Here is a 24,263-nt window from a genome sequence, read left to right as displayed (position 1 = left end):
GGGTGCGTCCCCCTCCATGGTGCCCCGGCGCGAGCCGATCAGCGCCCGCGTGCGTTCAAGGAGGCCAGATATGCGTTGTAGGCCTCCAGCTCCTTGTCGCCGTCGCGGTCGGCGGCCCGGTCCTTGCGGCGGGCCTGCCGCTGCTCGGAGCCGTACCACTGGAACAGCAGGGCGAGCAGCACCAGCACGGACGGAACCTCGCTGAACGCCCAGGCGATACCGCCGGCCGCGCTCTGGTCGGACAGCGCGTCGATGCCCAGTGACGCGGGCGGATGCTCGAAGGTCTCCACCATCGGGGCGGACGCCATCATCAGCGCGATGCCGAAGAACGCGTGGAACGGCATGCCGGCGAACAGCTCCAGCATCCGCATCAGATAGCCGGGCCGGTGCGGTCCGGGGTCCACGCCCATGATCGGCCAGAAGAACACCATGCCGACGGCGAAGAAGTGCACCATCATCACGATGTGGCCGGTCTTCGACCCCATCAGGAAGTCGAACAGCGGCGTGAAGTACAGCGCGTACAGGCTGGCGATGAACAGCGGGATCGTGAAGGCCGGATGCGTGACGATCCGCATGTACCAGCTGTGCAGCAGCATCAGCAGCAGCTCACGCGGCCCCTTGCGGCCCTGGCCGGCGACGGGCAGCGCGCGCAGCGCCAGGGTGACCGGGGCGCCGAGCAGGACGAGGATGGGCGACAGCATGCTGATGATCATGTGCTGCACCATGTGCACGCTGAACATGACCATGCCGTAGTCGTTCAGCCCGGTGCACATCACGAGGCCGACGCTCAGCACCCCGGCGACGAAGGCGAGGGTCCGCCCCACGGGCCAGGAGTCCCCGCGCCGCCGCAGCCGCACGACCCCCCACGCGTACAGCCCGAGCCCCAGCAGGCAGGCGACGAGAAAGAAGGGATCCGCCGACCACTGAAGCCCCCGCCCCAGCGTGAACGGCGGCAGATCCATGGTCATGCCGTGCCCGCTGTGATCCATCGGACGGCTCCTGTTTCGTGCGGTTGGGCAAGGTCTGTCCGCACAAGACTAGAACTGCCCCCGGCGACACTCGTCACTGGGGGCAGTCGCGTTCTCGCCGGACGACTAGAGCACGCACTCCGCCTCGGCGTACCGCTCGGCCGGCACGGTCTTCAGCGTCTCCACGGCCTCGGCCAGCGACACCATCACGATGTCCGTGCCCCGCAGCGCCGTCATCATCCCGAACTCGCCCCGGTGCACGGCCTCCACCGCGTGCCAGCCGAACCGCGTGGCCAGCACCCGGTCGTAGGCGGTCGGAGTACCGCCCCGCTGCACATGCCCGAGGATCACCGGCCGCGCTTCCTTCCCGAGCCGGTTCTCCAGCTCGACGGACAGCTGACGGGCGATCCCGGCGAACCGCTCGTGGCCGTAGATGTCCTTGCCGCCCTCGTCGAACGCCATGGTGCCGGCCTTCGGCTTGGCTCCCTCCGCGGCGACGACGATCGCGAACCGCTTGCCCGCCTCGAACCGCTCGCCGACCCGCCGGGTCAGCTCGTCGATGTCGAAGGGCCGCTCGGGGACCACGACGGCGTGGGCGCCGGCCGCCATCCCGGAGTGCAGCGCTATCCAGCCCGTGTGACGCCCCATGACCTCCACGACCAGCACCCGCTGATGGGACTCGGCGGTGGTCTTCAGCCGGTCGAGCGCCTCGGTGGCGACGCCCACGGCCGTGTCGAAGCCGAAGGTGACGTCGGTGACCGCGATGTCGTTGTCGATGGTCTTCGGCACGCCCACGATGGGTAGACCGGCGTCCGACAGCAGTCGGGCGGCCTTCAGCGTGCCCTCACCGCCGATCGGGATGATCGCGTCGAGGCCGAGCTCCTCGACATGGCCGCGGGCCCGCTCCACCCCGTCGACGAGATGGGAGGGCTGGACCCGGGAGGAGCCGAGGATGGTGCCGCCGCGGGCGAGGATGCCGCCCACCGCGTCGAGGTCGAGTTTGAGGTAGTCGCACTCCAGGAGGCCCTTCCAACCGTCCCGGAAGCCGATGACCTCGTCGCCGTGGTCGACGACGGCACGGTGCACGACGGACCGGATGACGGCGTTCAGGCCGGGGCAGTCGCCGCCGGACGTGAGGACACCAATGCGCATAGCCCGAAACAACCTTCTCAACGTGGGCACGGGGACCGGACCGCGCTGTCCGGCATGAATCCCCGCCACCCTAGCGGCAGGAGTGGCCCGGTGAGCACTGTGCGTCCGCCTGCTGGACGGACCTGCTCACCTGTGCGGACGCACCGTCAGACGGGCTGCTGACGGTGCCCTGAAAATCAGGTGAACGCGCAGGTCGGTCCGGGTCGGGCGCAGCGGTCAGGCGGGCTGCTGGGCGGCCGAGATCCGCTCGGCGCGCAGCGCCTCGTACCAGCGGTCGTCGGTGGGCGGCAGGGCGTTCACGTCGAGCGCCAGCTTCAGCAGCAGGTCGGCGATCTGCGGGTTGCGGGCGAGCACCGGCCCGTGCATGTACGTACCGAAGACCGTGTCGTTGTACGCGCCCTCGGTGCCGTCGCCCGTGCCGTTGCCCTTGCCCATGCGGGTCCGGGCGAGGGGGCGGGCGGTGGGGCCGAGGTGGGTGACGCCCTGGTGGTTCTCGAAGCCGGTCAGCTGGGGCAGGCCCAGGCGCGGGTCGATGTCGGCGAGGACGTCGCCGACGCACCGCTCGCCCTCGCCGCGCACGGTGGTGACGTCGAGCAGACCGAGGCCCGGCTCGCGCTGGCCGAGGTCGTTGACGAACTCATGGCCCAGGATCTGGTAGCCGGCGCACACCGCGAAGACGATCGCGCCGTTGTTGACCGCCTGGTAGAGGTGCCCGTCGCGGCGCAGCCGCTCGGCGGCGAGCCGCTGCGGCCGGTCCTCGCCGCCGCCGATGAGGTAGATGTCGCCGGAGGTCGGGATGGGCTGGTCGCTGCGCACGTCGAGGCGGGCCACGTCGAGGCCGCGCTGCCGCGCCCGGCGTTCCACGACCAGCACGTTGCCCTGGTCGCCGTAGGTGCTGAGCAGGTCCGGGTAGACCCAGACGACCCGCAGGCTGTTGTCGCTCACAAAAGTCCCCTGTGTCTCAGTTGCCGACGCGGCGGCGCAGGTCCTGGAAGGCGGTGTAGTTCGCGATGACCTCGATCCGGCCGGGCGGGGCCAGCTGCACGGCCTGGTCGACGTTCTCGCACACCTGGAAGTGCTGGTTCGCGACCTCCAGACGCACCGCGAGGTCCAGCTTCCGGTCGCCGATGACGAAGATCGGGTGGCCGGTCAGGCGCGTGTAGTCGACGTCCCACAGCCAGGAGGTGTCGGTGCCGTCGGCGCCGCGGGCGTTGACGGAGAGGATCACCGGGGTGGGCGGCGGATCGATCAGGCTGAACGTTTCGAGCCAGCCCGCGGGGTTCTTCGCGAGCAGCAGCCGCAGGTCGCGCTGCTGGAACTGGACGACGTCGTAGCGGCCGGCGACGGCCTGCACCTGGTACATGCGCTCCAGGGCGACCTGCGGGGGCACGCCGAAGACGGCGGCGACGGCGGCCGAGGAGGCCGCGTTGGCCTTGTTGGCGCGGCCGGGCAGCTGCAGATGGATCGGCCAGGCGGAGCCGTGCGGGTCGAGGACGTGGTCGCCGGAGAGCGCCCAGCTCGGCGTGGGACGGCGGAAGCCGCAGTCGCCGCAGAACCAGTCGTCGCCGGGCCGCTGCATCACACCGCCGCAGGACGGGCAGGACCAGGCGTCGTCCTTCCACATCTGGCCGGCGGCGACCCAGATCACGTTCGGCGACGAGGAGGCGGCCCAGACGACCAGCGGGTCGTCGGCGTTGGCGACGACGACGGCCTTGGAGCCGGCCAGTCCCTCGCGCCAGTTCTCGGCGAGCATCCGGGTCTCGGCGGCGCGGTCGAGCTGGTCGCGGGAGAGGTTGAGCAGCGCGATGCACTTCGGGTCGGTGTCCCGGGCCACGCCGGCGAGGTACTTCTCGTCGACCTCGATGACGCCGTACCGGGCCTCCGAGCCGCCCGCGAGGGCCGAGGTGATGCCGGCCGGCATGTTGGCGCCGAGCGCGTTGGAGACGACAGGCCCGGCGGCGCGCAGCGCCTCCGCGATGAGCCGGGTGGTGGTGGTCTTGCCGTTGGTCGCCGAGACCAGGACCACATCCAGGTTCTGGGCGAGCCGGGCGAGAAGGTCGGGGTCGAGCTTGAGCGCCACCCGGCCACCGATCACCGACCCGCTGCCGCGTCCGGCGGCGCGGGATGCCGCAGCGACCGCCTTGCCCGCGGTCACGGCCAGCTTGGCCCGCGGCGTGAGCGGGTCCGAGTTGCCTGCCATCAGTTCTCGATCCTCCTTGCGTACGCGCCGCGCCTCTGCCTGACGGCAACGTGGTTGGTGGTCAGCCTATCGAGATCCATTCACACTCCCGAATCGCCGTACCCTTGCGGCCATGCGACACGGCTCGATCCCGGGCGCCCGCGGGCGCGTCCGGCCCCTCACCCTGCTCGGCAACCCGGTGCTGCACGAGCCCTGCCAGGATGTCACGGACTTCGGCCCGGAACTGGCCGCACTTGTGGAGGATTTGTTCGCGACGATGTACGCGGCCCAGGGGGTCGGCCTCGCCGCGAACCAGGTGGGGGAGTCCCTGCGCGTGTTCGTCTACGACTGCCCCGACGACGAGGACGTCCGCCATGTGGGCCACGTCGTGAACCCGAAACTGGTCGAAACGGACGGCGTGGTGATCCGCGGCCCGGAGGGCTGTCTGTCCCTGCCGGGCCTGGAAGCGGGCACGGAACGCTACGACCATGCCGTGGTCGAGGGCTTCACGGCGACGGGCACCCCGATCACCGTGCACGGCACGGGCTTCTTCGCCAGATGTCTGCAGCACGAGACGGACCACCTGGGGGGAACGGTCTACGCGGACCGGGTGACGGGCTGGCGCCACGGCAGGCTGATGCGTCAGGTGACGCGCGCCTCGTGGCACCGGGCGGACTAGGGCCTGTCCGGCCCTGACCCGGCCGGGACGGGCCTCAGAATCCGGGGCCGCCGATCCTGTCCCCGGCCGCCGCGAGACGCCCCCACAACAGATCCGCCAGGCTCCGCACCAGCTCGGCCCGCGTGCAGGGCCGCTCCCCGAGCCACCAGTCCCCGGCCGCGTGCATCATCCCGACGATCCCGTGCCCCCACACCCGGGCGAGCTGCTGGGACCCCGGCCCGAGATCCAGCCGCTCCTCGATGACTGTGGCCAGCTCCTCACCCATCCGCCGCAGCAGGGGAGCGGAGTGCTTGCCGGTGTCGAAGCCCTGGTCCCCGCTCTGGGACCCCTCCGCCGGATGCATGAGGAACCGGTAGACCTGGGGACGGGCCTCGATGGCGGCGAGGTAGGTGTCGAGGGTGGCCTCGACCCGCTCGCGCCGCTCGGCGGGCGCGTCCAGCGCCGCCCGCAGGGAGTCGAGGAGCGCGTCCGTGTGCCGCTTGGCGAGGGCGGCGTACAGACCGCCCTTGTCGCCGAAGTGGCGGTAGAGGATCGGCTTCGTGATGCCCGCCTCCGCGGCGATGGCGTTCATCGAGGCCTGGGGCCCGTCCCGGAGCACCACTCGGTCCGCGGCCTCCAGCAGCTCGCGCCGTCGGCGGTCGGCGGACCGCTGCTGCTCGGTCCGCTGTGTGGTGTCCATCTGCTCTCCCCACCCGTGCTGATTCGGTGACGCCTGCGCAAACTAACACCTGACAACACCCTGACATCGAACGGGCTGCCGAGCTGTCATCAGGAGTTGACTTTTCCTACCCGCGGGTAACAGACTCGGGTTACCGCTAGTAACACGTATGTGCGCCGCCGCTGGAGGGGACATGGCCGAGTTCACCATGGAGCTCAACGACGAACAGAAGGAGGTCCGGGACTGGCTGCACGGCTTCGCCGCCGATGTCATCCGGCCCGCGGCCGCCGAATGGGACGAGCGTGAGGAGACTCCCTGGCCGGTCATCCAGGAGGCCGCCAAGGTCGGCATCTACTCCCTCGACTTCTACGCCCAGCAGTACTTCGACCCGACCGGCCTCGGCATCCCGATGGCGATGGAGGAGCTGTTCTGGGGCGACGCGGGCATCGCCCTGTCGATCGTCGGCACCGGCCTCGCCGCGGTGGGCGTCCTCGCCAACGGCACCGAGGAGCAGATCGGCACCTGGATCCCCCAGATGTACGGCGACGCGAACGACGTCAAGGTGGCGGCCTTCTGCTCCTCCGAGCCCGACGCCGGCTCCGACGTGGCCTCCATGCGGACGCGCGCGGTGTACGACGAGGCCAAGGACGAGTGGGTGATCAACGGCACCAAGACCTGGGCGACCAACGGCGGCATCGCCAACGTCCATGTGGTGGTGGCCGTCGTCGACCCGGAGCTGGGCTCCAAGGGCCACGCCTCCTTCATCGTCCCGCCGGGCACGCCGGGCCTGGCCCAGGGCCAGAAGTTCAAGAAGCACGGCATCCGCGCCTCGCACACCGCCGAGGTGATCCTCGACAACGTCCGCGTCCCCGGCTCCTGCCTCCTCGGCGGCAAGGAGAAGCTGGACGAGCGGCTGGCCCGGGCGCGGGAGCGGGCGAAGTCGGGCGGGGAGCGCGTGAAGAACGCGGCGATGGCCACCTTCGAGGCGAGCCGTCCGGCGGTCGGCGCGATGGCGGTGGGCACCGCCCGGGCCGCGTACGAGGTCGCCCTCGACTACGCGACGACGCGTGAGCAGTTCGGCCGGCCGATCATCGACAACCAGGGTGTCGCCTTCCAGCTCGCCGACATGCGTACGTCCATCGACGCGGCCCGGCTGCTGGTCTGGCGCGCCTCCTGGATGGCGATCAACGGCAAGCCGTTCACCGCGGCCGAGGGGTCGATGTCGAAGCTGTTCGCCAGCGAGACGGCGAAGAAGGTGACGGCACAGGCGATCCAGATCCTCGGCGGGAACGGGTACACGCGGGAGTACCCCGTCGAGCGGATGCACAGGGACGCGGCGATCTACACGATCTTCGAGGGGACGAGTGAGATCCAGCGACTGGTGATCGCCAGGACGCTCTCTGGGATGCCGATCCGTTAGGACGCGGTCGGGGGGCCGGCCGTGCCGCTACGACGTACCGCCGCTGCTGTGGGCGATGCAGGCCACGTCGATGCGGTCGGCCAGCTTCGCCAGTTCGATGGTCAGCGCGGCCACCGTGTCCTCGTCCAGCCCCTCTTCCCCGGCCTCGACAAGGTGCACCCACCGCGCCCCCACCATGCGGAGCAGTCTGCTCACATCGGCCGCAGCCACCTGCAAGGCCCCCCGGTCATCGACGATCAGAGGCAGAGTCACTTCGCGGTTCACAACGGCAGATCGTAGCCGCGCACGCGTCACACACCGTGCCAAACGGTAGTGATGTTGCAGAACTCGCGGATTCCGTGCCCGGACAGCTCACGCCCGTATCCGGAGGCCTTCACCCCGCCGAAGGGGAACGCCGGATGGGACGCCGTCATCCCGTTGAAGTACACGCCCCCGGCCTCCATGTCCCGGACGAACCGGTCCTTCTCCGCGTCGTCGCGCGTCCACACGTTGGAACTCAGCCCGAACGGCGAGTCGTTGGCGATGAGCACCGCCTCGTCGAGGTCGTGCGCCCGGTAGAGCGTGGCCACGGGGCCGAACGCCTCCTCGCGGTGGATCCGCATCCCGCGCGTGATCCCGCCGAGCACCGTCGGCGGGTAGTACCAGCCGGGCAGCTCGGGCCGGCGCAGCCGGTGGCCGCCGCACAGCAGCGCCGCCCCGCCGCGCGTCGCGTCGTCGACCAGCTCCTCCAGATCGGCCCGCCCCTGCTCGGTGGCGAGCGGCCCGACCTCGGTGTCCTCCTCCAGCGGATCGCCGACCTTCAGCGCCTTCATCCCGTCCACGAACCGCTCGGCGAACGCGTCGTACACGTCCGAGTGAACGATGAACCGCTTCGCGGCGATGCACGACTGCCCGTTGTTCTGCACCCGCGCGTTCACCGCGACCTGCGCGGCCTTGTCGAGGTCGGCGGACGGCATGACGACGAACGGGTCGCTGCCGCCCAGCTCCAGCACCGTCTTCTTGACCATCGCGCCGGCGGTGGAGGCGACGGCCCGGCCGGCGGGCTCGCTGCCCGTCAGCGTCGCCGCCTTCACGCGTTCGTCGCGCAGGATCTCGTCGACCGCGCCCGCGCCGATCAGCAGCGTCTGGAAGCAGCCCTCGGTGTAGCCCGCGCGGTGGAACAGGTCCTCCAGGTAGAGGGCGGTCTGCGGGACGTTCGAGGCGTGCTTGAGCAGGCCCACGTTGCCGGCCATGAGCGCGGGCGCGGCGAAGCGCACCACCTGCCACAGCGGGAAGTTCCACGGCATCACCGCGAGCACCGGGCCCAGCGGCCGGTAGCGCACCAGCACCCGGGAGGCGCCGGAGTCCTTCACGTCGGCCGCGTCCGGCTCCTCGTCGGCGAGCAGGGCCTCGGCGTGCTCGGCGTACCAGCGCATCGCCTTGGCGCACTTGGCGGCCTCGGCCCGGGCCTGCTTGATCGGCTTGCCCATCTCCGTGGTCATCACCCGGGCGATGTCCGCCTGGTCCTCGTCGAGCAGCCCGGCGGCCTGGATCAGCAGCCGGGCGCGGTCCACGAAGGACATCGTCCGGTACGTCCGGAAGGTGGCCTCCGCCAGCTGGAGCCGGCGCTCCAGCTCCTCCCCGCCCATGGGCTCGTACGTCTTGAGCGTCTCGCCGTTCGCCGGGTTCACCGTCGCGATGGGCATGACCGACCTCCTGGAGTGCTCCGTGTGCTTCGACCTTCCCGCGCGGGGCCGGGGACCGCAACGCGTGCGCGTCCGCTCAGCCCGAGTGCTCCGCCAGCCGGTCGAGAAACGCGCTCTGCGCGGTGACGATCACCGCCCGGGCGCGCTCCAGCGAGAACCAGGCCACCCGGTCGACCTCGGGGAACTCCCGCAGGCGGCCCGAGCGGGGCGGCCACTCCAGGGTGAAGGTGCCGGGGACGACGGCCGCCGGGTCGAGGTCCGCCTCCACCGCCCAGGCGGTGACCGTCTTGCCGCCGGTCTGCCGGACCTCCCCGAGCGCGATCGGGTCGCCGTCCGGGGGTTCCAGACCCAGCTCCTCGCGGAACTCGCGGCGGGCCGCGTCCCAGGCGGGCTCGTCGGGCTCGTACTCGCCCTTGGGGAGGGTCCAGGCCCCGGCGTCCTTCTTCGCGAAGAACGGTCCACCCATATGGCCCAGCAACACCTCCAGCCCGTCTTGTGTGTGCCGGAACAACAGCAGGCCGGCGCTGCGCCGACCGGTCGTCACGGCGTCACCTCGGGGTGCGCGGCCAGCAGGGTCTCCACGGTGTCGGCCTCCTCCGGGCGTTTGTCCTCGCGGTAGCGCACGACACGGGCGAAGCGCAGGGTGACGCCGGCCGGGTAGCGCGAGGAACGCTGCAGGCCGTCGTAGGCGATCTCGACGACGAGTTCCGGGCGTACCGTCACCACCCAGCCGTCGTCCTCGACGGCCAGCTCCTGGAGGCGCTCGGTCTGCCAGGTCAGCATCGCGTCCGTCATGCCCTTGAAGGTCTTGCCGAGCATGGCGTACGAGCCGTCCGCCCGCCGGGCGCCTAGGTGCAGGTTGGAGAGCTTGCCGGTGCGCCGGCCGTGGCCCCGCTCGGCGGCCAGGACCACCAGGTCGAGGGTGTGCACGGGTTTCACCTTCAGCCAGGAGGCGCCGCGCCGGCCCGCGCTGTAGGGGGCGTCGAGGGCCTTGACGACGACTCCCTCGTGGCCGCGCCCGAGCGTCTCGGCGAGGAAGTCCTCCGCCGCGTTGAGGTCCCGCGGCCCGGCCACGACGGTCCGGCGCACCCGCATCGGCTCGGGCACCAGCCGGGCGAGCGCCGCGTGCCGCTCGGTGAACGGCAGGTCGAGCAGGTCCTCGCCTTCGACGGACAGCGCGTCGAAGAAGACGGGGGAGACGGGGACCGCCTCGGCGGCCGCCGCCACATCCACCCGGGAGCCGACGCGCCCGGCGGTCTCCTGGAAGGAGCGCGGCCGCCCGGCGGCGTCGAAGGCGATCACCTCGCCGTCCAGGATGAACCGACGGCCCGTCAACTCCAGGGCGGCAGCGGTCAGTTCGGGCAGCCGGTCGGTGATGTCGTCGAGGGTGCGGGTGTACAGGCGGACGTCGTCGCCGTCGCGGTGCACCTGGACGCGGATGCCGTCCAGCTTCTCCTCCACCGCGCAGGCGCCCAGCTTGCCGACCGCCTCGGCCACCGAGGACGCGGTGTGCGCGAGCATCGGCAGGACCGGTCGGCCGACGGTGAGCCGGAACCGCTCCAGGGCTCCGGGCCCGTCCACGAGCAGCGCCCGTGCCACCGTCTGCAGCGACCCCGCCAGCATCACCGCCCGCCGCGCGTCCCCGGCCGGCGCCCCGGTCGCCTGCGCCAGCCCCTCCACCGCGACCGCGTCCAGCGCGCCCTGCCGCACCTCGCCGGTGATCAGCCCGAGCAGGAAGCGCTGCTCGTCGGCGGTGGCGGCGGCCATCAACTCGCCCACGATCCGGGCCCGTTCGGCCTGCGAGCCGGTGCCGGACACCTTGCCCAGCGCGGTGAGCCGGGCGTCCACCTCGCGCACGGTCAGCGTCGGCCCGGCCGCCGGTTCGACCGGCCGGGAGAGGACCTTCCAGCCGACGCCCAGCCGGCCCTGGGGGAGCCGGCCCGCCAGATACGGGATCACGATCGGCACGTCGTCGGCCTCGGCGTCCCGGAACAGTTCGGCGAGCAGCGCGATCTTGCGGGAGCGCGCCGAGGTGGCGGCGACCTCCCGGGACACCTCGGCGAGCCGGGTCAGCAGCATCTAGCCATGGTGCACCGGGCGCGGCGGGACGACACCCGGACGGCGTTCGGTCCCGGTCAGGCCGACACGGTCGTGCCAGCACTACGCGATTGACAAACCGACTTGCCGATCCTGCAATGGCCGCATGACGACCGAAGACGTTCTCGCCGAGGTGGGCGCCCGGCTGCGCCGGATCCGGAAGGAGCGGGAGGTGACGCTCGCCGCGCTGTCCGAGGTGACCGGGATCTCCGTCAGCACCCTGTCCCGGTTGGAGTCCGGCCTGCGCAAGCCCAGCCTGGAACTGCTGCTGCCGATCGCCCAGGCCCACCAGGTGCCGCTGGACGAGCTGGTCGGGACGCCGCCGGTGGGCGATCCGCGGGTGCGCACCAAGCCTCTCGTCAGGCACGGGCGCACGTACTGGCCGCTCACCCGGCAGCCCGGCGGGCTTCAGGCCTTCAAGGTGCTGGTTCCGCAGCGCCAGGAGGAGCCCGAGCCGCGCACCCATGAGGGCTATGAGTGGCTGTATGTGCTGGCCGGGCGGCTGCGGGTGGTGCTGGGCGAGCACGATGTGGTGCTGCGGGCGGGGGAGGCGGCCGAGTTCGACACCCGGGTGCCGCACTGGTTCGGGTCGACGGGGGAGGGACCTGCCGAATTTCTGAGTCTGTTCGGGCCGCAGGGGGAGAAGATGCATGTGCGCGCGAAGCCGTCCCGGGGCTGACCTTCCCTGATCGGCAAGCGACCGCTTAGTATGCGGTCGACCCCGGTCGGACGACGCAGTTTCCTGGAGGCTCCGCATGCAGGCATGGCAGGTGCACGAGAACGGCGAGCCGAGCGAGGTGATGCGGCTCGAGGAGGTGGAGCCGCCCACGCCCGGCGAGGGCCAGGTCCTGCTGAAGGTGCGCGCCGCCAACGTCAACTTCCCCGACGCGATGCTGTGCCGGGGCGAGTACCAGATCACCCCGCCCCTGCCCTTCACCCCGGGCCTGGAGATCTGCGGCGAGACCCCGGACGGCCGCCGGGTCATCGGCAACCCGGCGCTGCCGTACGGCGGCTTCGCCGAATACGCCCTCGCGGACACCGCCGCCCTGCTGCCCGCGCCCGACGCCCTCGACGACGCCGAGGCCGCCGCGCTGCACATCGGCTACCAGACGGGCTGGTTCGGGCTGCACCGCCGGGCCCGGCTGGAGGCCGGCGAGACGCTGCTCGTGCACGCCGCCTCGGGAGGCGTCGGCAGCGCCGCCGTCCAGCTCGGCAAGGCCGCCGGAGCCACCGTGATCGGCGTCGTCGGCGGCGCCGACAAGGCCGCCGTGGCCCGCGACCTCGGCTGCGACATCGTCGTCGACCGGCGCGCGCAGGACGTCGTCGCGACCGTCAAGGAGATCACCGGCGGCCGCGGCGTCGACGTGATCTACGACCCGGTCGGCGGCCAGGCGTACGCGCAGTCCGCCAAGCTCGTCGCCTTCGAGGGCCGGATCCTCGTCGTCGGCTTCGCCAGCGGCACCATCCCCAGCCCGGCGCTCAACCACGCCCTGGTGAAGAACTACTCGATCCTCGGCCTGCACTGGGGCCTGTACAACACCAAGAACCCGAAGCTGATCCAGCACTGCCACGAGCAGCTCACCGAACTCGCCGCGCGCGGCGCCATCAAGCCGCTGGTGAGCGAGCGGGTGCCGCTCGCCGGCGCCGCGGACGCCGTGCGGCGGGTGGCCGATGGCGTCACCACCGGCCGTATCGCCGTCGTCCCGGGACTGGAGGGCGCGGCATGAGCGACGCAGCCGAACTGCAGCGCCGTACGGCCGAGTTGCTGGCCGCCCACCCGCCCGCGCGGACCGACCGCCTGGACTTCCTGCGCGCCCGCTTCGACGCCGGACTCGCCTGGGTGCACTACCCCGAGGGCCTCGGCGGCCTCGGCGCCCCCCGCTCCCTCCAGGCCGTCGTGGACGCCGAACTGGAGGCCGCGGGCGCGCCCGACAACGACCCGCGCCGCATCGGCATCGGCCTCGGCATGGCCGCCCCGACCATCCTGAAGTACGGAACCGAGGAGCAGAAGCGGCGCTATCTGCGGCCGCTGTGGACCGGCGAGGAGGTCTGGTGCCAGCTCTTCAGCGAGCCGGGCGCCGGATCCGACCTGGCCGCCCTCGGCACCCGGGCCGTCCGGGAGGGCGAGGACTGGGTCGTCAACGGGCAGAAGGTGTGGACCTCCAGCGCCCATGTCGCCCGCTGGGCCATCCTCATCGCCCGCACCGACCCGGACGTCCCCAAGCACCAGGGCATCACCTACTTCATCTGCGACATGACCGACCCCGGTGTCGAGGTGCGCCCGCTGCGCCAGATCACCGGCGAGGCCGAGTTCAACGAGGTCTTCCTCACCGGCGTCCGCATCCCCGACACCCGGCGCCTCGGCGACGTCGGCGACGGCTGGCGGGTCGCCCAGACCACGCTGAACAACGAGCGCGTCGCCATCGGCGGCATGCGGCTGCCCCGCGAGGGCGGCATGATCGGCCCGGTCTCGAAGACCTGGCGCGAACGCCCCGAACTGCGCACCCACGACCTCCACCAGCGCCTCCTCAAGCTCTGGGTCGAGGCCGAGGTCGCCCGCCTCACCGGCGAACGCCTGCGCCAGCAGCTCGCCCTGGGCCAGCCGGGCCCCGAGGGCGCCGGCATGAAGCTCGCCTTCGCCCGCCTCAACCAGGAGATCAGCGGCCTGGAGGTCGAACTCCTCGGCGAGGAGGGCCTGCTGTACGACGACTGGACCATGCGCCGCCCCGAACTCGTGGACTTCACCGGCCGCGAGGCCGGCTACCGCTATCTGCGCTCCAAGGGCAACAGCATCGAGGGCGGGACCAGCGAGGTCCTGCTGAACATCGTCGCCGAGCGCGTCCTGGGCCTGCCCGCAGAGCCGCGCACCGACAAGGACGTCGCCTGGAAGGACCTGGCCCGATGACCGATCTTCTCTACTCCGAGGAGGAAGAGGCGCTGCGGGCCGCCGTCCGCGACCTGCTCACCGACCACTGCGACGCGCCCGGCGTGATCGCGCGCACCGAGTCGGACGCGCCCCACGACCTCGCCCTGTGGAAGTCCCTCACCGACGGCATGGGCCTGGCCGGACTGCTGGTGCCCGAGGAGCTGGGCGGCCAGGGCGCCACGCACCGCGAAGCCGCAGTCGTCCTGGAGGAGCTGGGCCGGGCCGTCGCCCCGGTGCCCTATCTGACCAGCGCCGTGGTGGCCACGGAGGCGCTGCTGGCCTGCGGTGACGAAGAGCTGCTCGGCCGGCTGGCCTCCGGCCGCACGATCGGCGTCCTGGCGGTCGGGCTGCACCTCGCCCCGGGCTCCGCCTACCCCGCCGTACGACGCGAAGGCGGGCGTCTGCACGGGGAGCTGACCGGTGTGGCGAACGCCGCGGCGGCCGATGTGCTGCTCGTGCCCGCGGAGGACGGCGGACTGTACGCGGTCGACGCCGACGCGGCGACCGTCACCGCGCAGACCTCCTTCGATCTGACCCGCCCCCTGGCCACCGTCACGCTGACCGGCGCCGAGGGCCGCCGCGTCGGCGACGTCGGCCCCGCCGTGGACCGTGCCCTGCGCGCCGCCGCCGGGCTGCTCGCCTCTGAGCAACTCGGGCTCGCCGACTGGGCGTTGACCGAGACCGTGCGCTACCTCAAGGAGCGCAAGCAGTTCAACCGGCCCGTCGGCGGCTTCCAGGCGCTCAAGCACCGGCTCGCCCAGCTGTGGCTGGAGGTCGTCAACCTCCGCGCCGCCGCCCGCAACGCGGCCGACGCGCTGGCCACCGACACGGACGTCGACGTGGCGGTCGCCGTCGCCCAGGCCTACGCGGCTCCCGTGGCCGTGCGCGCCGCCGAGGAGGCGCTCCAGTTGCACGCCGGCATCGGCATGACCTGGGAGCACCCGATCCACCTGTACCTCAAGCGGGCCAAGGCGGACTCCCTCGCCTACGGCACCGCGGGCGCCCACCGCTCGGCGGTGGCCCGCCTGGTGGACCTCCAGGCCCCCTGACGCCTCCTGACGGCCATCCGGTGAAGCCCGCCCCACCCGGGGCGGGCTTTCTCGTGCTCCCGCGCCGACGGAGTGAACACCCGACGGCGGATCGGCCAACTCCTGGCATGTACAGGTTCGTTGGGGGTCGCGCCGCCCCATACTCCCTGTGGTTCCGAACCGCCCACAGGGAGGCAGACCATGGCCCTCGTCACCCGTCGCAGAGCGCTCACCACCCTCGGCGCCACGGTCGCGGCAGTGCTCGCCCCGCCCGCCGGCAGTGCCTTCGCCGACGGACAGAAGCGCGGCCCCCGCCCGTTGTGGCGCGCCCACGCCCACAACGACTATCTGCACCCCCGCCCGCTCCTCGACGCCCTCGACCACCGCTTCGGCAGCGTCGAGGCCGACATCTTCCTCGTCGACGGACAACTCCTCGTCGCCCACGAGGCATCCGAGCTCGACCCGACCCGCACCCTGGAGTCCCTCTACCTCGCCCCCCTCGCCGCCCGCGTCGAGGCCAACCACGGCTCCGTGTACCGCGGTCACCACAAGCCCCTGCAGCTGCTCATCGACATCAAGACCGAGGGCTCCTCGACCTACCTCGAACTCGACCGCCAACTGCGGCGCCACCAGCACCTGTTCACCACCTACGCCCACGGCCGAGTGCACCCCGGGCCGGTCACCGCCGTCATCTCCGGCGACCGCGCCGCCCGCGTCCCGATGGAGGCCCAGACCGTCCGCCGCGCCTTCTACGACGGCCGCCTCGCCGACCTCGTGGCCGCGACCCCGGCGCCGTCCTCGTTCATCTCGCTCATCAGCGACAACTGGACGCTGAACTTCACCTGGCTCGGCGTCGGCCCCTTCCCCGAGGCGGAACGGCAGAAGCTGCGCACCATCGTCGGCACCGCGCACGCCCGCGGACAGCGGGTGCGGTTCTGGGCCACTCCGGACCTCGCCGGCCCCGCCCGGGACGCCCTGTGGGGCGAACTCCTCGCCGCCGGTGTCGACTACCTCAACACCGACGACCTCGCGGGTCTGGAGGCCTTCCTGGACGCCCACCCGTCGGGGTGACCCGCCGGGGGACACCACCCGTTCGGCGGACGGCTCAGCCGCACGGACCAACCCTCCGCTACGCCACACTTGCGGCCGAACGCCGCGAAAGCGGACGTAGCGGAGGAGGTTGGCGATGGCCATTTCCATCTCAGCGGTGCTGTTGCTGCTGATCCTGGCGGTGATCTTCCTGCGCAACGGCGGACTGAAGGTCTCCCACGCGCTGGTCTGCCTGCTGCTCGGCTTCTTCCTGGCCGGCACCAGCATGGCCCCCACCATCCACAGCGGCCTCACGGCCACCGCCGACCTCGTCGGCAGTCTTCGGCCGTGAGGCCGTAGCGCGGTCGGGGCGTCGGAGCCCCGCTAGCGCGTGAACACCCCGATGCCGTTCGGCACCGGGCGCTCCACCCCGCCGGACGGGTGGTTGCGCACCGTCACCGAGGTCGCCCCGGAGGGCCGCGCGACCAGGGTGGTCGAGCCGCCGCCGTCGAGGCTGAAGCCCTCGGTCGCGCCCAGGCTCTTCAGGGCCTTGGCGACCTCGGCGATCGTCAGACCGGTGCGGAAGGACGGCCCGCCGTCCAGCGCGAACAGCAGCACCCGCGAACCGCCCCCGGTGATGCCCACGGCCGTGCGCACCGCCGACACGGAGCCGTCCAGCCCCGTGAGCGGCTGCCCCCCGGACAGCACCGGGTACCCGCCGAGCGCGAAGCGGTACGCGACCTGCTTCGCCGACGACAGCCCGTACCGCACCGACACCCGCTCACCCTTGGCCAGTTTGCGCAGCCGCTGGGCGCCCGCCTCGCGGCCGACGAGGACCGTGGTGTCGGCGGTGATGGTGCCACTGCCGGGCGGGGCCGAGGCCGACACCACCCGGCCGCGCCGGATCGTCACCTCGTAGGTGTCCGTGCTGCACGGCGCGGCCCGGTCGGTGTCGGTGCCGCACGTCGCCCGCCGACGGGAGACGGCGCCCCACTTCGCGGTGTAGGCGCCGATGGAGTTCTGCGCCAGCGCGTACTGGTTGAGCCCGCCCAGGGGCAGCCGCCGGTGGTGTGTGATGACCGAGCCGCCCAGCGTCAGACGGTCCAGCCGTGCCTTGCCGTCGGTGCCGACGCCCACCACGTCCTTCGTGGTCGTGTCGGGCGGCAGCTTCGGCCCGAAGCGCTGGGCGTCCGGCACCGCGCCCTTGAGGACCAGTCCGTCGGCGATGGCCGGACCGACGCTCGCGCCGGTCGCCGTGACGCCGGGGTGCTGGTCCTCGCTGATGTTGAAGAAGTCGCCGTTGATGCCGCCGACGGCCTTCTGGCTGTTCGCCAGCTGCGAGACGGGTGCCCGGCCGGCCACCACGCCCGGATACAGCAGGCCCAGCCGGACGTGGCTGTTCGTCAGGTCGACGCTGAGGACATGGACGTGCGTCACGCCCGCGGCGCCCTGGAGGTCGTACTGGCGGTAGGCCACGCCCGACGCCACGGTGGTCCAGGTCGCGGCGGCACCGGCGGGCGCCGCCCCGACGAGAGCGGCACCGGCGAGCGTGCCGAGTGCCGTGAGAACGGTAAAGGGCCTTCTGCCCCTGGTGGGCCACCTGTTCTGATGGTGTGTCACTGACCCCCCTCATGAAGTCGGCAAACTCTCTCACGACCTCAGGGGAGGGCTGCCAGGGGGCCCGGCGCGAACATCACGAGAACGGGTGAGGAAAAGGACGTCTTCGGGTGGATCTCCGACGGAAGGTCAGCGCACCGGGTGTCCGCTCAGTACGGAGACCCGGTTGAAGGCGTTGATGGTGACGGCCACCCAGATCACCGCCGAGATCTGCTCCTCGGTGAGGACCTCGCGGGCCTCGGCGTACGCGGTGTCCTGGGCGGCGTGGTCGGCCGGATGCGTGGTCGCCTCGGCCAGGGCCAGCGCCGCCCGCTCCCGCGGGGTGAACAGGTCGGTGTCCCGCCAAGCGGCCAGCACGCCCAGCCGCCGGGGCGTCTCGCCGCCGCGCAGGGCCGCCTTGGTGTGCACGTCGAGGCAGTAGGCGCAGCCGTTGAGCTGCGACACCCGCAGGTTCACCAGCTCCACGAGGATGCGGTCCAGGCCCGCGTCGGCCGCGGTCGCGCGCACCGCCTCCGACGTCTGGACCAAGGCGTGGTACGCCTTCGGGCTCTGCTTGTCGATGAAGATGCGTCGCGTCACGGTGCACCATCCAAGCACCCGGGCCCGGGGCCGGCCGCACCTGGTCCGCGAACCGGCCGGCCCGGCATCACGCCGGCGGGGTCGAGGCCTGGTCCGACCACGCCTCGTAGGCGCTGAACGGATCCTCGTCCACCGCCGGTTCCGGCAGGGCGGCGCCCACGGCCGCCAACGTCAGGGTGTCGACGTCGGCCGACTGCGGCGAGCGGTGCGTGACGGTGTCGGGCAGCATCACCAGCGACGTCGTGCCCGACCGGGCGCCGGCCGGGCGCAGCTGGACCCGGATGCCGTGCCGGTCGGCGAGCCGGCCGACCACGAACAGTCCCATGTGCTGAGAGACATCGGCGTCCGCGGTCGGCGGATTGGCCAGCTTGTGGTTGATCATCGCGAAGTCCTCGGGCAGCAGTCCGATGCCCTCGTCATGGATCTCGATCATGATCCGTCCGTCGGGCAGCCGGGCCGCCGTCACCCGGACCGTGGAGCGCGGCGAGGAGAACACCGTGGCGTTCTCCAGGAGTTCGGCCAGCAGGTGCACCAGGTCGGTCACCGCCCGGCCGTGGATCTCCACCTCGGGGACGCCGGAGTACTCGATGCGCTCGTACTGCTCCACCTCGGAGGAGGCCGCCCGGACGACGTCGATGAGGGGCAGCGGGCGGTTCCACTGGTCGGCGGGCTGCTCGCCGCCGAGCACCAGGAGGTTCTCGCCGTTGCGCCGCACCCGGGTCGCGAGGTGGTCCAGCTTGAACAGGTTCGCCAGCTGGTCGGGGTCGGTCTCGTGGTCCTCCAGGTCGCCGATCAGGGCCAGCTGGCGCTCGATCAGGGACTGGTTGCGGCGCGAGAGGTTGGTGAAGATCGCGTTGATGTTGCCGCGCAGCAGGGCCTGTTCGGCGGCGAGCCGGACGGCCTCGCGGTGGACCTGGTCGAAGGCGCGGGCGACCTCGCCGATCTCGTCGGTCGTGGTGATCGGGATGGGGTCCACCTGGCCTGTCCTCGGGTCGGGCGTCCCGGGTCCCGTCTGCGCGAGCCGGGAGATCGCGACGGGCAGCCGCTGTTCGGCGATCTCGATGGCCGAGGCGCTCAGGCGCCGCATGCCCCGGCTCATCGACCGCGCCACCCAGGAGGCCAGCAGGAACGCGGTGAGCACGGCCGCCAGCACCAGTGCGGCATTGGTGAGGGCCGCTTGGCGCGCGCTGTCGGAGATGTCGCGGGCGTCCGCGAGCGCCGAGTCGGTCAGGTCGACCTGGACGCCGCGGTAGGCGTCGAAGGAGAGCGTGGAGGCGGCGAAGAACGACTCGGGGGTGATGCCGGCCGCGGCGAGTTCGGCGGTCGACCGGCCGGCGGAGATCGCGGTGATCATCTCCGCCAGGCCCGGCGGGGCGACGTACGCCGTCCCGGCCGCTCTGGCCTGTGCGGCGGCCCGCGTCGCCTGTTCACGACCCCGCTGCTGCGCGGCCGTCAGGGCGGTGCGCAGTCGCGTCATGTCCTCGGCGGTGCCGGCGCCCGCGTACTCCTGGAGCCCGACCTGTTCGAGATAGGCGTACGAGCGGAACGACGCGAGCTGGACCTCCAGTTCGCCGGCGGTGAGCCGGTCGCGGTCCTCGACCAGGAGGTGGGTGCCGATGGCGCGGAGCAGGGACTCCGCCGCCTGGGTCAGCGAGATGGCGTAGAGGGAGCGGCCGAAGCTGGCCTGGTTGTCGCTGCCGAAGCCGAGTTCGTTGGAGATCTCCATCAGGGGGTGCTGGACGGAGTGGTAGCTCTCCTCGGTCTGCACGCCCGTCAGCCGGGGCGTGAAGGCGTTCGCGCGGACCGCCGGGAGCTGCTGCTCGCCGGCGCGTACCAGCTGGATCCGCCGGAGCAGACCGGGAGTCGACGGCATGCGCCGCACCGCCGCGTCGAACGCCTTCGCGTCGGCGTCGGTGACCGCGCGGGCCTGGACGATCGCGGCGGCGCTCCGGTCGCCCGCCAGCAGCGGGATGACCGACACGTCGCGCTCGTTGACGGCGTCGCTCGCGTACTTGTTGGCGGCCTGTACGAGTTCGGCGACGCGCACGGCGTCGTCGGCGGCCCGCCAGGTGTCGACGGAGCGTTTCACGCGGATGCCGCCCAGGACGAGGGCGACGATCACGGGGATGAGCAGGACGGCCCGGAGCTTCCTGCCCACACGCCAGTCGTGGGTCAGGGATCTGCGGGGGCGTCTGTCCGACGGTCCGTCGGACGTGGGGGGTGGGGTGGTCGGCAAGGTCGTCCCATCGGCGGCCGGGGGAGGCCGGGAGCTGTGCGGGGAAGTGCGGTCGTGGGCACTTTCTAGCACCGGGAGATCGTCGGGGACGGCCGTACCGACAAAAAAGTACAAGTTTCATCTAAGCCGGTCCGCAGGAGCACCGGCTGTACGCGTCGCCAGGGCGTCCCGGTCAGCCGCTGTCGGTCGCGAATCCCTGGGCCTCCAGGGCCGCCGTCAGCACGTCGAGGGTCTCGCCCGCGCACACGCCGTCCGGGGGCAGTCCCTGGCTCGCCTGGAACGCCATGACGGCGCCCTGGGTGACGGGGCCGTCGATTCCGTCGAGGACGCCGGGGTCGAAGCCGAGGGCGGCCAGCGCCTCCTGGATGCCGAGGATCGACCCGAGCTGGAAGAGCCTCGGTCCCCCGCCACCACCCCCACCGCCGCCCCCACCGCCGGGGACGGGAGGCGAGCCGTCCTGGTTGAAGGTGACCGGCGTGACCGTGCCGGTGTTCGCCGTGGCCACGAACATCCGATGCAGGTCCACGCCCTGATAGGTCCCTCCGGGCAGGCCGCCGATGATCTCGACCAGCGCCATGTGCAGATGGGGGCCGATGCCCGGGAACCGGTAAACCCGGCCCAGCAGATCCCCGCGGGAGACCTTCGTGCCGTCGGTCAGCCCGCCGGGGACGCCGGTGATGTGGGTGTAGAAGCCGCCCATCCGGTCGTTGAGGGCGCGCATGAAGATCTGTGCGCCGTACTCCTTCGCGGTGTCGGCGGCGGGGTTGTGCGGATGGTAGACGGTGACATGGCCCTCGAAGGCGGCGTGCACCTCGGTGCCTTCGCCGGCGCCGAGATCCATGCCGAACCGGATGTACCAGTCGCCCGAAGCGTGCGTCCCCACGCCCGGTCCGCCCAGATCACCCGTGAAATTGCCGGGGAACGGGAACGGGTTCGACATGTCGATGGTGAATGCGGACACCTGTCGCTCCTTTTTCGAGCCACCGGCCCAACCGTCTCCCAGTCTTCCGGTCCACCGGATCGATGGCGCCTGCAATCACACTCCGGTGGCTGGCCGACAACGGCGCCGATATACTGGAACCATTTCGACTTGACGTCCCGTCACCCGTGCTCTTCGTCCACCGGAGGCCGCTATGACCTGGGCCAGCGCAGTCGACATGGAACCAGGCGACGTCGTCAGCATTCTCGGTGTCGATCACGTCTTCTTCGACGACGTGATGCGCAGCGGCGGCAGCATCGCCTGGAACGACCAGAATCCCGGAAACATCATCAGCTCGAACGAGGCCGTGAGTTACGGCGCGTATCCCGGCAAACACAATGACATCTTCGCCGTCTTCCCCGACGAGGAAACGGGATTCCAGGCCGTCCGCAATTATCTCGCGCACCGCAGGGACAGGACCGTCGTCGAGGTGATGCGGGCGTACGCCCCGGCCGGCCACGGCTCCAACGACCCCGAGCGCTACGCCCAGCAGGTCGCCGACGCCATGGGGGTCGGCACCGACACCTCCCTGGCGGCCCTGGACGACATCCAGCTGACCACGTTCGCCGACGCGATCCGGCGCGTGGAGGGCTGGCGGCCGGGCGAGACGCACGGCCCCGACGACCTGCCGGACGACGTCGTGCGATGGCTCGACGACCATCCCGGCCGCCCCGAACGAGCGGCGGCGGACCAGCCCTTCGCCCGCAAGGGCACCATCGCGGAGGGCGTCAAGAACATCCAGCAGCGCCTGAACGACCTCGGCTGGAACCCTCCCCTCGTGGTCGACGGAGCCTTCGGCCCGCGCACCCAGGAAGCCGTGCAGTGGTTCCAGGCCAACAACGCGCTCACGGCGGACGGCATCGTCGGCAACGCCACATGGCGTCGGCTCGTGCGGGTCTGAGGCGGGACAGGAGGCCACGACCATGGACGGTTCCTGGACGTGCGAGCGGTGCGGAGCCGAGGCGCCGGCCGACGCCCAGCGCTGCCGGAACTGCGGTGCCTGGCTCCCGGCGTACCAGGAGGGCGAGGACACGGGGACGCGAGGGTGGCGGCCCTGGCCCAGGAACGTCTTCACCCGGCACAGCCCGCAGCCGCCCCCGCCGTCCCGGCCGTACGTCGCCCCGCCGCCCCCGTGGAACCCGCCGTTCGAGCCGGAGCCCGAGCCCGACCCGCCGCCGCGCCGCGCGCTGCCCGTCGGCGCCATCGAGGGCATCGGCACCGTCGAGGGCGTGGCACGCCATGTGCAGCTGCGCACCGAGGTCCGCGGCAGCGGGGGCAACACCGGCACGACCGTCGTCTGCACCTTCCGCGTCGAGGTGTACGACCACTACGGCCGCCCCGTGCGCCTGGTCCCCGTCGAGATGCGCGGCGACACCTTCCACGGCGCCGTCACCGACGGGGACCAGGTGCGGGCCGAGGGCAGGGCCAGACGCGGCACCCTGCGGGTCAAGCGGCTGTACAACCTGACCACCGGCGCGGAGGTCTCGGCCCGCGGCACCCACTGGGCCGTGATCCTCCTCGTCCTGCTGATCTTCGCCGCGTGGGTGATCTTCGTCTTCGTCATCGCCGTGGGCTGACGCCCGCCCCGCGCCCCCGTCCGCCGTCCTACCGCCGGTGCGGGAACGGCACCCGCAGATCGACCAGTTCGTAGTCGCCGCCGCGCGGGTCGATGTAGGCGAGCGGGGCGTAGTGGTAGTGCCGCCCGTGCGGGCGGCGCCGCAGCGGCTCGCCGTCGCGGCTGCGCGGCCATTCGACGTCTCCGGTGAGCACCCGGGCCGGGATGAGCCAGTAGTCGCCCTTGCGGTAGGAGCGGGACCAGTCCTCGCCGGGCGCGAAGCGGATCTCGATGCCGTCCTCCAGCGGCAGCCACTCGCCCTCCCGCACGGGAATGCCCCGCGCGTCGCCCCAGCGGTCGCCGTCCCACCCGCCCCGGCCGTGGTCCCAGCGGCGCAGGAAGGGATGCAGTGACCGGACCTGTCCGGCGGTCGGCAGGTACGGGTCGTCGGCCGGGTCGGCGTCGAGCTCCACGCTGTACCCCGCGTAGTCGACCGAGACGACGGTGTACAGCTGTCCGCTGCCGGCCTCGGGCCGGTCCGACGCCCCGCGGCACACCACCGCGTCGTCGACGAGCTCCACCACGTCGCCGACGTCCACGCCGAGCTTGTCGTCCCGGCCCAGCGTCTCCAGTTCGACCGTCACACCGTCCACCGCGCGCACGGGCAGCACGACCGAGCCGTTCTCCCGCGACCACTTGAAGGTCGCCGTCCCCTCCCCGCCGCCCTGGTGCACCTCGACCCGGTACAGCTGGTTCTCCGGGCCGCGGTAGCCGGAGGCCGGGGGCAGTTCGCTCGGGGCCTGGTCCTCCTCGGGGGGCCGGGTGCGGGCGGCGAGCAGGCCGCGCGGCTCGAACTCGCCCCGGATGTGCTCCCGCAGGAGACGTGCGGCGCCGCGCGGGTCGAGGTCGTAGGAGTCGTGCTCCAGGGGGAGCCGGCACACCTGCCAGACCACCCGGGTGCGCGCGGTGGTGTCCGGGCCGCCCGGGCCGAGCGCCACCTCGCGGATCCAGGGCGCCTCCACCGCCGTGATCAGCCGCTCCCACACCCGCAGATACACCAGGAACGGCCCCGACGGCAGCCGGTCCTCCTCCCGCTCGGGTTCCAGATGGCCGTCGGGCTGGTCCCAGTAGTCGGTGCCGTCGCACTCGCAGAGGATGCCGTCGACGTACATACGGCCCGGCGCGAGGCTGAAGGTGTCCCCGTCGAACCCGTCGACCCCGAACCCGCCGAGCGCGTCCTCGTCCGGGTCCGGTGGATACGCGGCGGGCCCCAGCAGGTCGGCGGCGAGGGTGCGCATGTAGTGCAGCAGGATCGCCGTCTGCTCGTTGATCTCGGAATCGAGCTGGACCCGGCCCTGCTGGGAGAGGACCGAGGAGAAACGCCGGGCGGGATCGAAGAGGACGCGGGAGAAGTCGCCGTGCATGGGGTGCTTCCTGCCTGGGCCGAGGGGTGGGGGGGAGGGGGAAGAGCCGGGG

The 24,263-nt window shown here is 72.0% G+C and carries 24 protein-coding genes; 10 read left to right on the top strand and 14 right to left on the bottom strand.

Annotated elements, in window-relative coordinates; translation table 11 throughout:
- Positions 1 to 38: 38 nt before the first annotated feature.
- From ACZ5NW_RS31885 to ACZ5NW_RS31870, 4 genes are all read right to left on the bottom strand, one after another.
- Positions 39 to 989: a cytochrome c oxidase assembly protein gene (locus tag ACZ5NW_RS31885; RefSeq protein WP_468747467.1), complete on the bottom strand. Its 951-nt coding sequence runs from the start codon at positions 987 to 989 to the stop codon at positions 39 to 41.
- Between the two features lie 105 nt (positions 990 to 1,094).
- Complete coding sequence (locus ACZ5NW_RS31880; RefSeq protein WP_468747466.1) at positions 1,095 to 2,120, bottom strand: 6-phosphofructokinase; 1,026 nt, start codon at positions 2,118 to 2,120, stop codon at positions 1,095 to 1,097.
- Positions 2,121 to 2,336: 216 nt separating this feature from the next.
- Positions 2,337 to 3,065, bottom strand: a complete 729-nt coding sequence (locus ACZ5NW_RS31875; RefSeq protein WP_468747465.1) for a type 1 glutamine amidotransferase — start codon at positions 3,063 to 3,065, stop codon at positions 2,337 to 2,339.
- A 16-nt stretch (positions 3,066 to 3,081) separates the two neighbouring features.
- Complete coding sequence (locus tag ACZ5NW_RS31870) at positions 3,082 to 4,320, bottom strand: DUF1727 domain-containing protein (protein WP_468747464.1); 1,239 nt, start codon at positions 4,318 to 4,320, stop codon at positions 3,082 to 3,084.
- Positions 4,321 to 4,432: 112 nt separating this feature from the next.
- Between ACZ5NW_RS31870 and def the strand changes: the two genes are divergently transcribed.
- Positions 4,433 to 4,978, top strand: a complete 546-nt coding sequence (gene def / locus ACZ5NW_RS31865) for a peptide deformylase (RefSeq protein WP_468747463.1) — start codon at positions 4,433 to 4,435, stop codon at positions 4,976 to 4,978.
- A 34-nt stretch (positions 4,979 to 5,012) separates the two neighbouring features.
- Here the strand turns inward: def and ACZ5NW_RS31860 are convergent, their stop codons facing one another.
- Entirely contained in the window at positions 5,013 to 5,657 is a 645-nt protein-coding gene (locus ACZ5NW_RS31860) for a TetR/AcrR family transcriptional regulator (protein WP_468747462.1), read from the bottom strand.
- Positions 5,658 to 5,829: 172 nt separating this feature from the next.
- Between ACZ5NW_RS31860 and ACZ5NW_RS31855 the strand changes: the two genes are divergently transcribed.
- Positions 5,830 to 7,056, top strand: a complete 1,227-nt coding sequence (locus tag ACZ5NW_RS31855; protein WP_468747461.1) for an acyl-CoA dehydrogenase family protein — start codon at positions 5,830 to 5,832, stop codon at positions 7,054 to 7,056.
- 27 nt (positions 7,057 to 7,083) lie between these two features.
- Here ACZ5NW_RS31855 and ACZ5NW_RS31850 read toward each other — a convergent pair whose 3' ends face one another.
- From ACZ5NW_RS31850 to ACZ5NW_RS31835, 4 genes are all read right to left on the bottom strand, one after another.
- Complete coding sequence (locus ACZ5NW_RS31850) at positions 7,084 to 7,320, bottom strand: DUF6213 family protein (protein WP_468747460.1); 237 nt, start codon at positions 7,318 to 7,320, stop codon at positions 7,084 to 7,086.
- Between the two features lie 26 nt (positions 7,321 to 7,346).
- Positions 7,347 to 8,741, bottom strand: a complete 1,395-nt coding sequence (locus ACZ5NW_RS31845) for an NADP-dependent succinic semialdehyde dehydrogenase (protein ID WP_468747459.1) — start codon at positions 8,739 to 8,741, stop codon at positions 7,347 to 7,349.
- Between the two features lie 76 nt (positions 8,742 to 8,817).
- Positions 8,818 to 9,285, bottom strand: a complete 468-nt coding sequence (locus tag ACZ5NW_RS31840; protein ID WP_468747458.1) for an NUDIX hydrolase — start codon at positions 9,283 to 9,285, stop codon at positions 8,818 to 8,820.
- A complete protein-coding gene (locus ACZ5NW_RS31835; protein ID WP_468747457.1) occupies positions 9,282 to 10,820 on the bottom strand; it encodes an ATP-dependent DNA ligase in 1,539 nt (512 codons plus the stop codon). The genes ACZ5NW_RS31840 and ACZ5NW_RS31835 overlap by 4 nt, the downstream gene beginning before the upstream one ends.
- Positions 10,821 to 10,944: 124 nt before the next feature.
- On the opposite strand from ACZ5NW_RS31835, the gene ACZ5NW_RS31830 reads away from it, so the two are divergent.
- The 6 genes from ACZ5NW_RS31830 to ACZ5NW_RS31805 all read left to right on the top strand — a co-directional run bounded on the left by ACZ5NW_RS31830 (position 10,945) and on the right by ACZ5NW_RS31805 (position 16,173).
- The gene (locus ACZ5NW_RS31830; protein ID WP_468747456.1) at positions 10,945 to 11,517 is read left to right on the top strand and encodes a helix-turn-helix domain-containing protein; all 573 of its coding nucleotides are present in this window, start codon (positions 10,945 to 10,947) and stop codon (positions 11,515 to 11,517) included.
- Between the two features lie 76 nt (positions 11,518 to 11,593).
- The gene (locus ACZ5NW_RS31825) at positions 11,594 to 12,565 is read left to right on the top strand and encodes an NADPH:quinone oxidoreductase family protein (RefSeq protein WP_468747455.1); all 972 of its coding nucleotides are present in this window, start codon (positions 11,594 to 11,596) and stop codon (positions 12,563 to 12,565) included.
- Complete coding sequence (locus ACZ5NW_RS31820; protein WP_468747454.1) at positions 12,562 to 13,743, top strand: acyl-CoA dehydrogenase family protein; 1,182 nt, start codon at positions 12,562 to 12,564, stop codon at positions 13,741 to 13,743. The genes ACZ5NW_RS31825 and ACZ5NW_RS31820 overlap by 4 nt, the downstream gene beginning before the upstream one ends.
- Positions 13,740 to 14,813, top strand: a complete 1,074-nt coding sequence (locus ACZ5NW_RS31815; protein WP_468747453.1) for an acyl-CoA dehydrogenase family protein — start codon at positions 13,740 to 13,742, stop codon at positions 14,811 to 14,813. Before ACZ5NW_RS31820 ends, ACZ5NW_RS31815 begins: the two co-directional genes overlap by 4 nt.
- A gap of 180 nt (positions 14,814 to 14,993) precedes the next feature.
- Positions 14,994 to 15,863, top strand: coding sequence for a phosphatidylinositol-specific phospholipase C/glycerophosphodiester phosphodiesterase family protein (locus ACZ5NW_RS31810; RefSeq protein ID WP_468747452.1), 870 nt, complete (start codon positions 14,994 to 14,996; stop codon positions 15,861 to 15,863).
- 115 nt (positions 15,864 to 15,978) lie between these two features.
- Entirely contained in the window at positions 15,979 to 16,173 is a 195-nt protein-coding gene (locus tag ACZ5NW_RS31805; protein ID WP_468747451.1) for a hypothetical protein, read from the top strand.
- A 32-nt stretch (positions 16,174 to 16,205) separates the two neighbouring features.
- Here the strand turns inward: ACZ5NW_RS31805 and ACZ5NW_RS31800 are convergent, their stop codons facing one another.
- From ACZ5NW_RS31800 to ACZ5NW_RS31785, 4 genes are all read right to left on the bottom strand, one after another.
- Positions 16,206 to 17,441 carry a phosphodiester glycosidase family protein gene (locus ACZ5NW_RS31800; protein WP_468747450.1) on the bottom strand — a complete coding sequence of 412 codons (1,236 nt, stop codon included), beginning with the start codon at positions 17,439 to 17,441 and terminating at the stop codon, positions 16,206 to 16,208.
- A 126-nt stretch (positions 17,442 to 17,567) separates the two neighbouring features.
- A complete protein-coding gene (locus tag ACZ5NW_RS31795; RefSeq protein ID WP_468747449.1) occupies positions 17,568 to 18,017 on the bottom strand; it encodes a carboxymuconolactone decarboxylase family protein in 450 nt (149 codons plus the stop codon).
- Positions 18,018 to 18,084: 67 nt separating this feature from the next.
- Positions 18,085 to 20,175, bottom strand: a complete 2,091-nt coding sequence (locus ACZ5NW_RS31790; protein ID WP_468747448.1) for a sensor histidine kinase — start codon at positions 20,173 to 20,175, stop codon at positions 18,085 to 18,087.
- A gap of 250 nt (positions 20,176 to 20,425) precedes the next feature.
- A complete protein-coding gene (locus tag ACZ5NW_RS31785; RefSeq protein WP_468747447.1) occupies positions 20,426 to 21,214 on the bottom strand; it encodes a peptidoglycan-binding protein in 789 nt (262 codons plus the stop codon).
- 196 nt (positions 21,215 to 21,410) lie between these two features.
- On the opposite strand from ACZ5NW_RS31785, the gene ACZ5NW_RS31780 reads away from it, so the two are divergent.
- Together ACZ5NW_RS31780 and ACZ5NW_RS31775 are read left to right on the top strand one after the other, a co-directional pair.
- On the top strand, positions 21,411 to 22,133 hold the full coding sequence (locus tag ACZ5NW_RS31780) for a peptidoglycan-binding protein (protein ID WP_468747446.1): 723 nt from the start codon (positions 21,411 to 21,413) through the stop codon (positions 22,131 to 22,133).
- 22 nt (positions 22,134 to 22,155) lie between these two features.
- Positions 22,156 to 22,809, top strand: a complete 654-nt coding sequence (locus ACZ5NW_RS31775; protein ID WP_468747445.1) for a hypothetical protein — start codon at positions 22,156 to 22,158, stop codon at positions 22,807 to 22,809.
- Positions 22,810 to 22,837: 28 nt separating this feature from the next.
- Here the strand turns inward: ACZ5NW_RS31775 and ACZ5NW_RS31770 are convergent, their stop codons facing one another.
- Positions 22,838 to 24,211, bottom strand: coding sequence for a DUF6519 domain-containing protein (locus tag ACZ5NW_RS31770; protein ID WP_468747444.1), 1,374 nt, complete (start codon positions 24,209 to 24,211; stop codon positions 22,838 to 22,840).
- Positions 24,212 to 24,263: the final 52 nt, after the last annotated feature.

The organism is Streptomyces sp. NPDC032126 (assembly GCF_055580085.1).
Note: the sequence above shows the minus strand (reverse complement) of the source record. Positions and strands in the feature narration are given on the sequence as shown.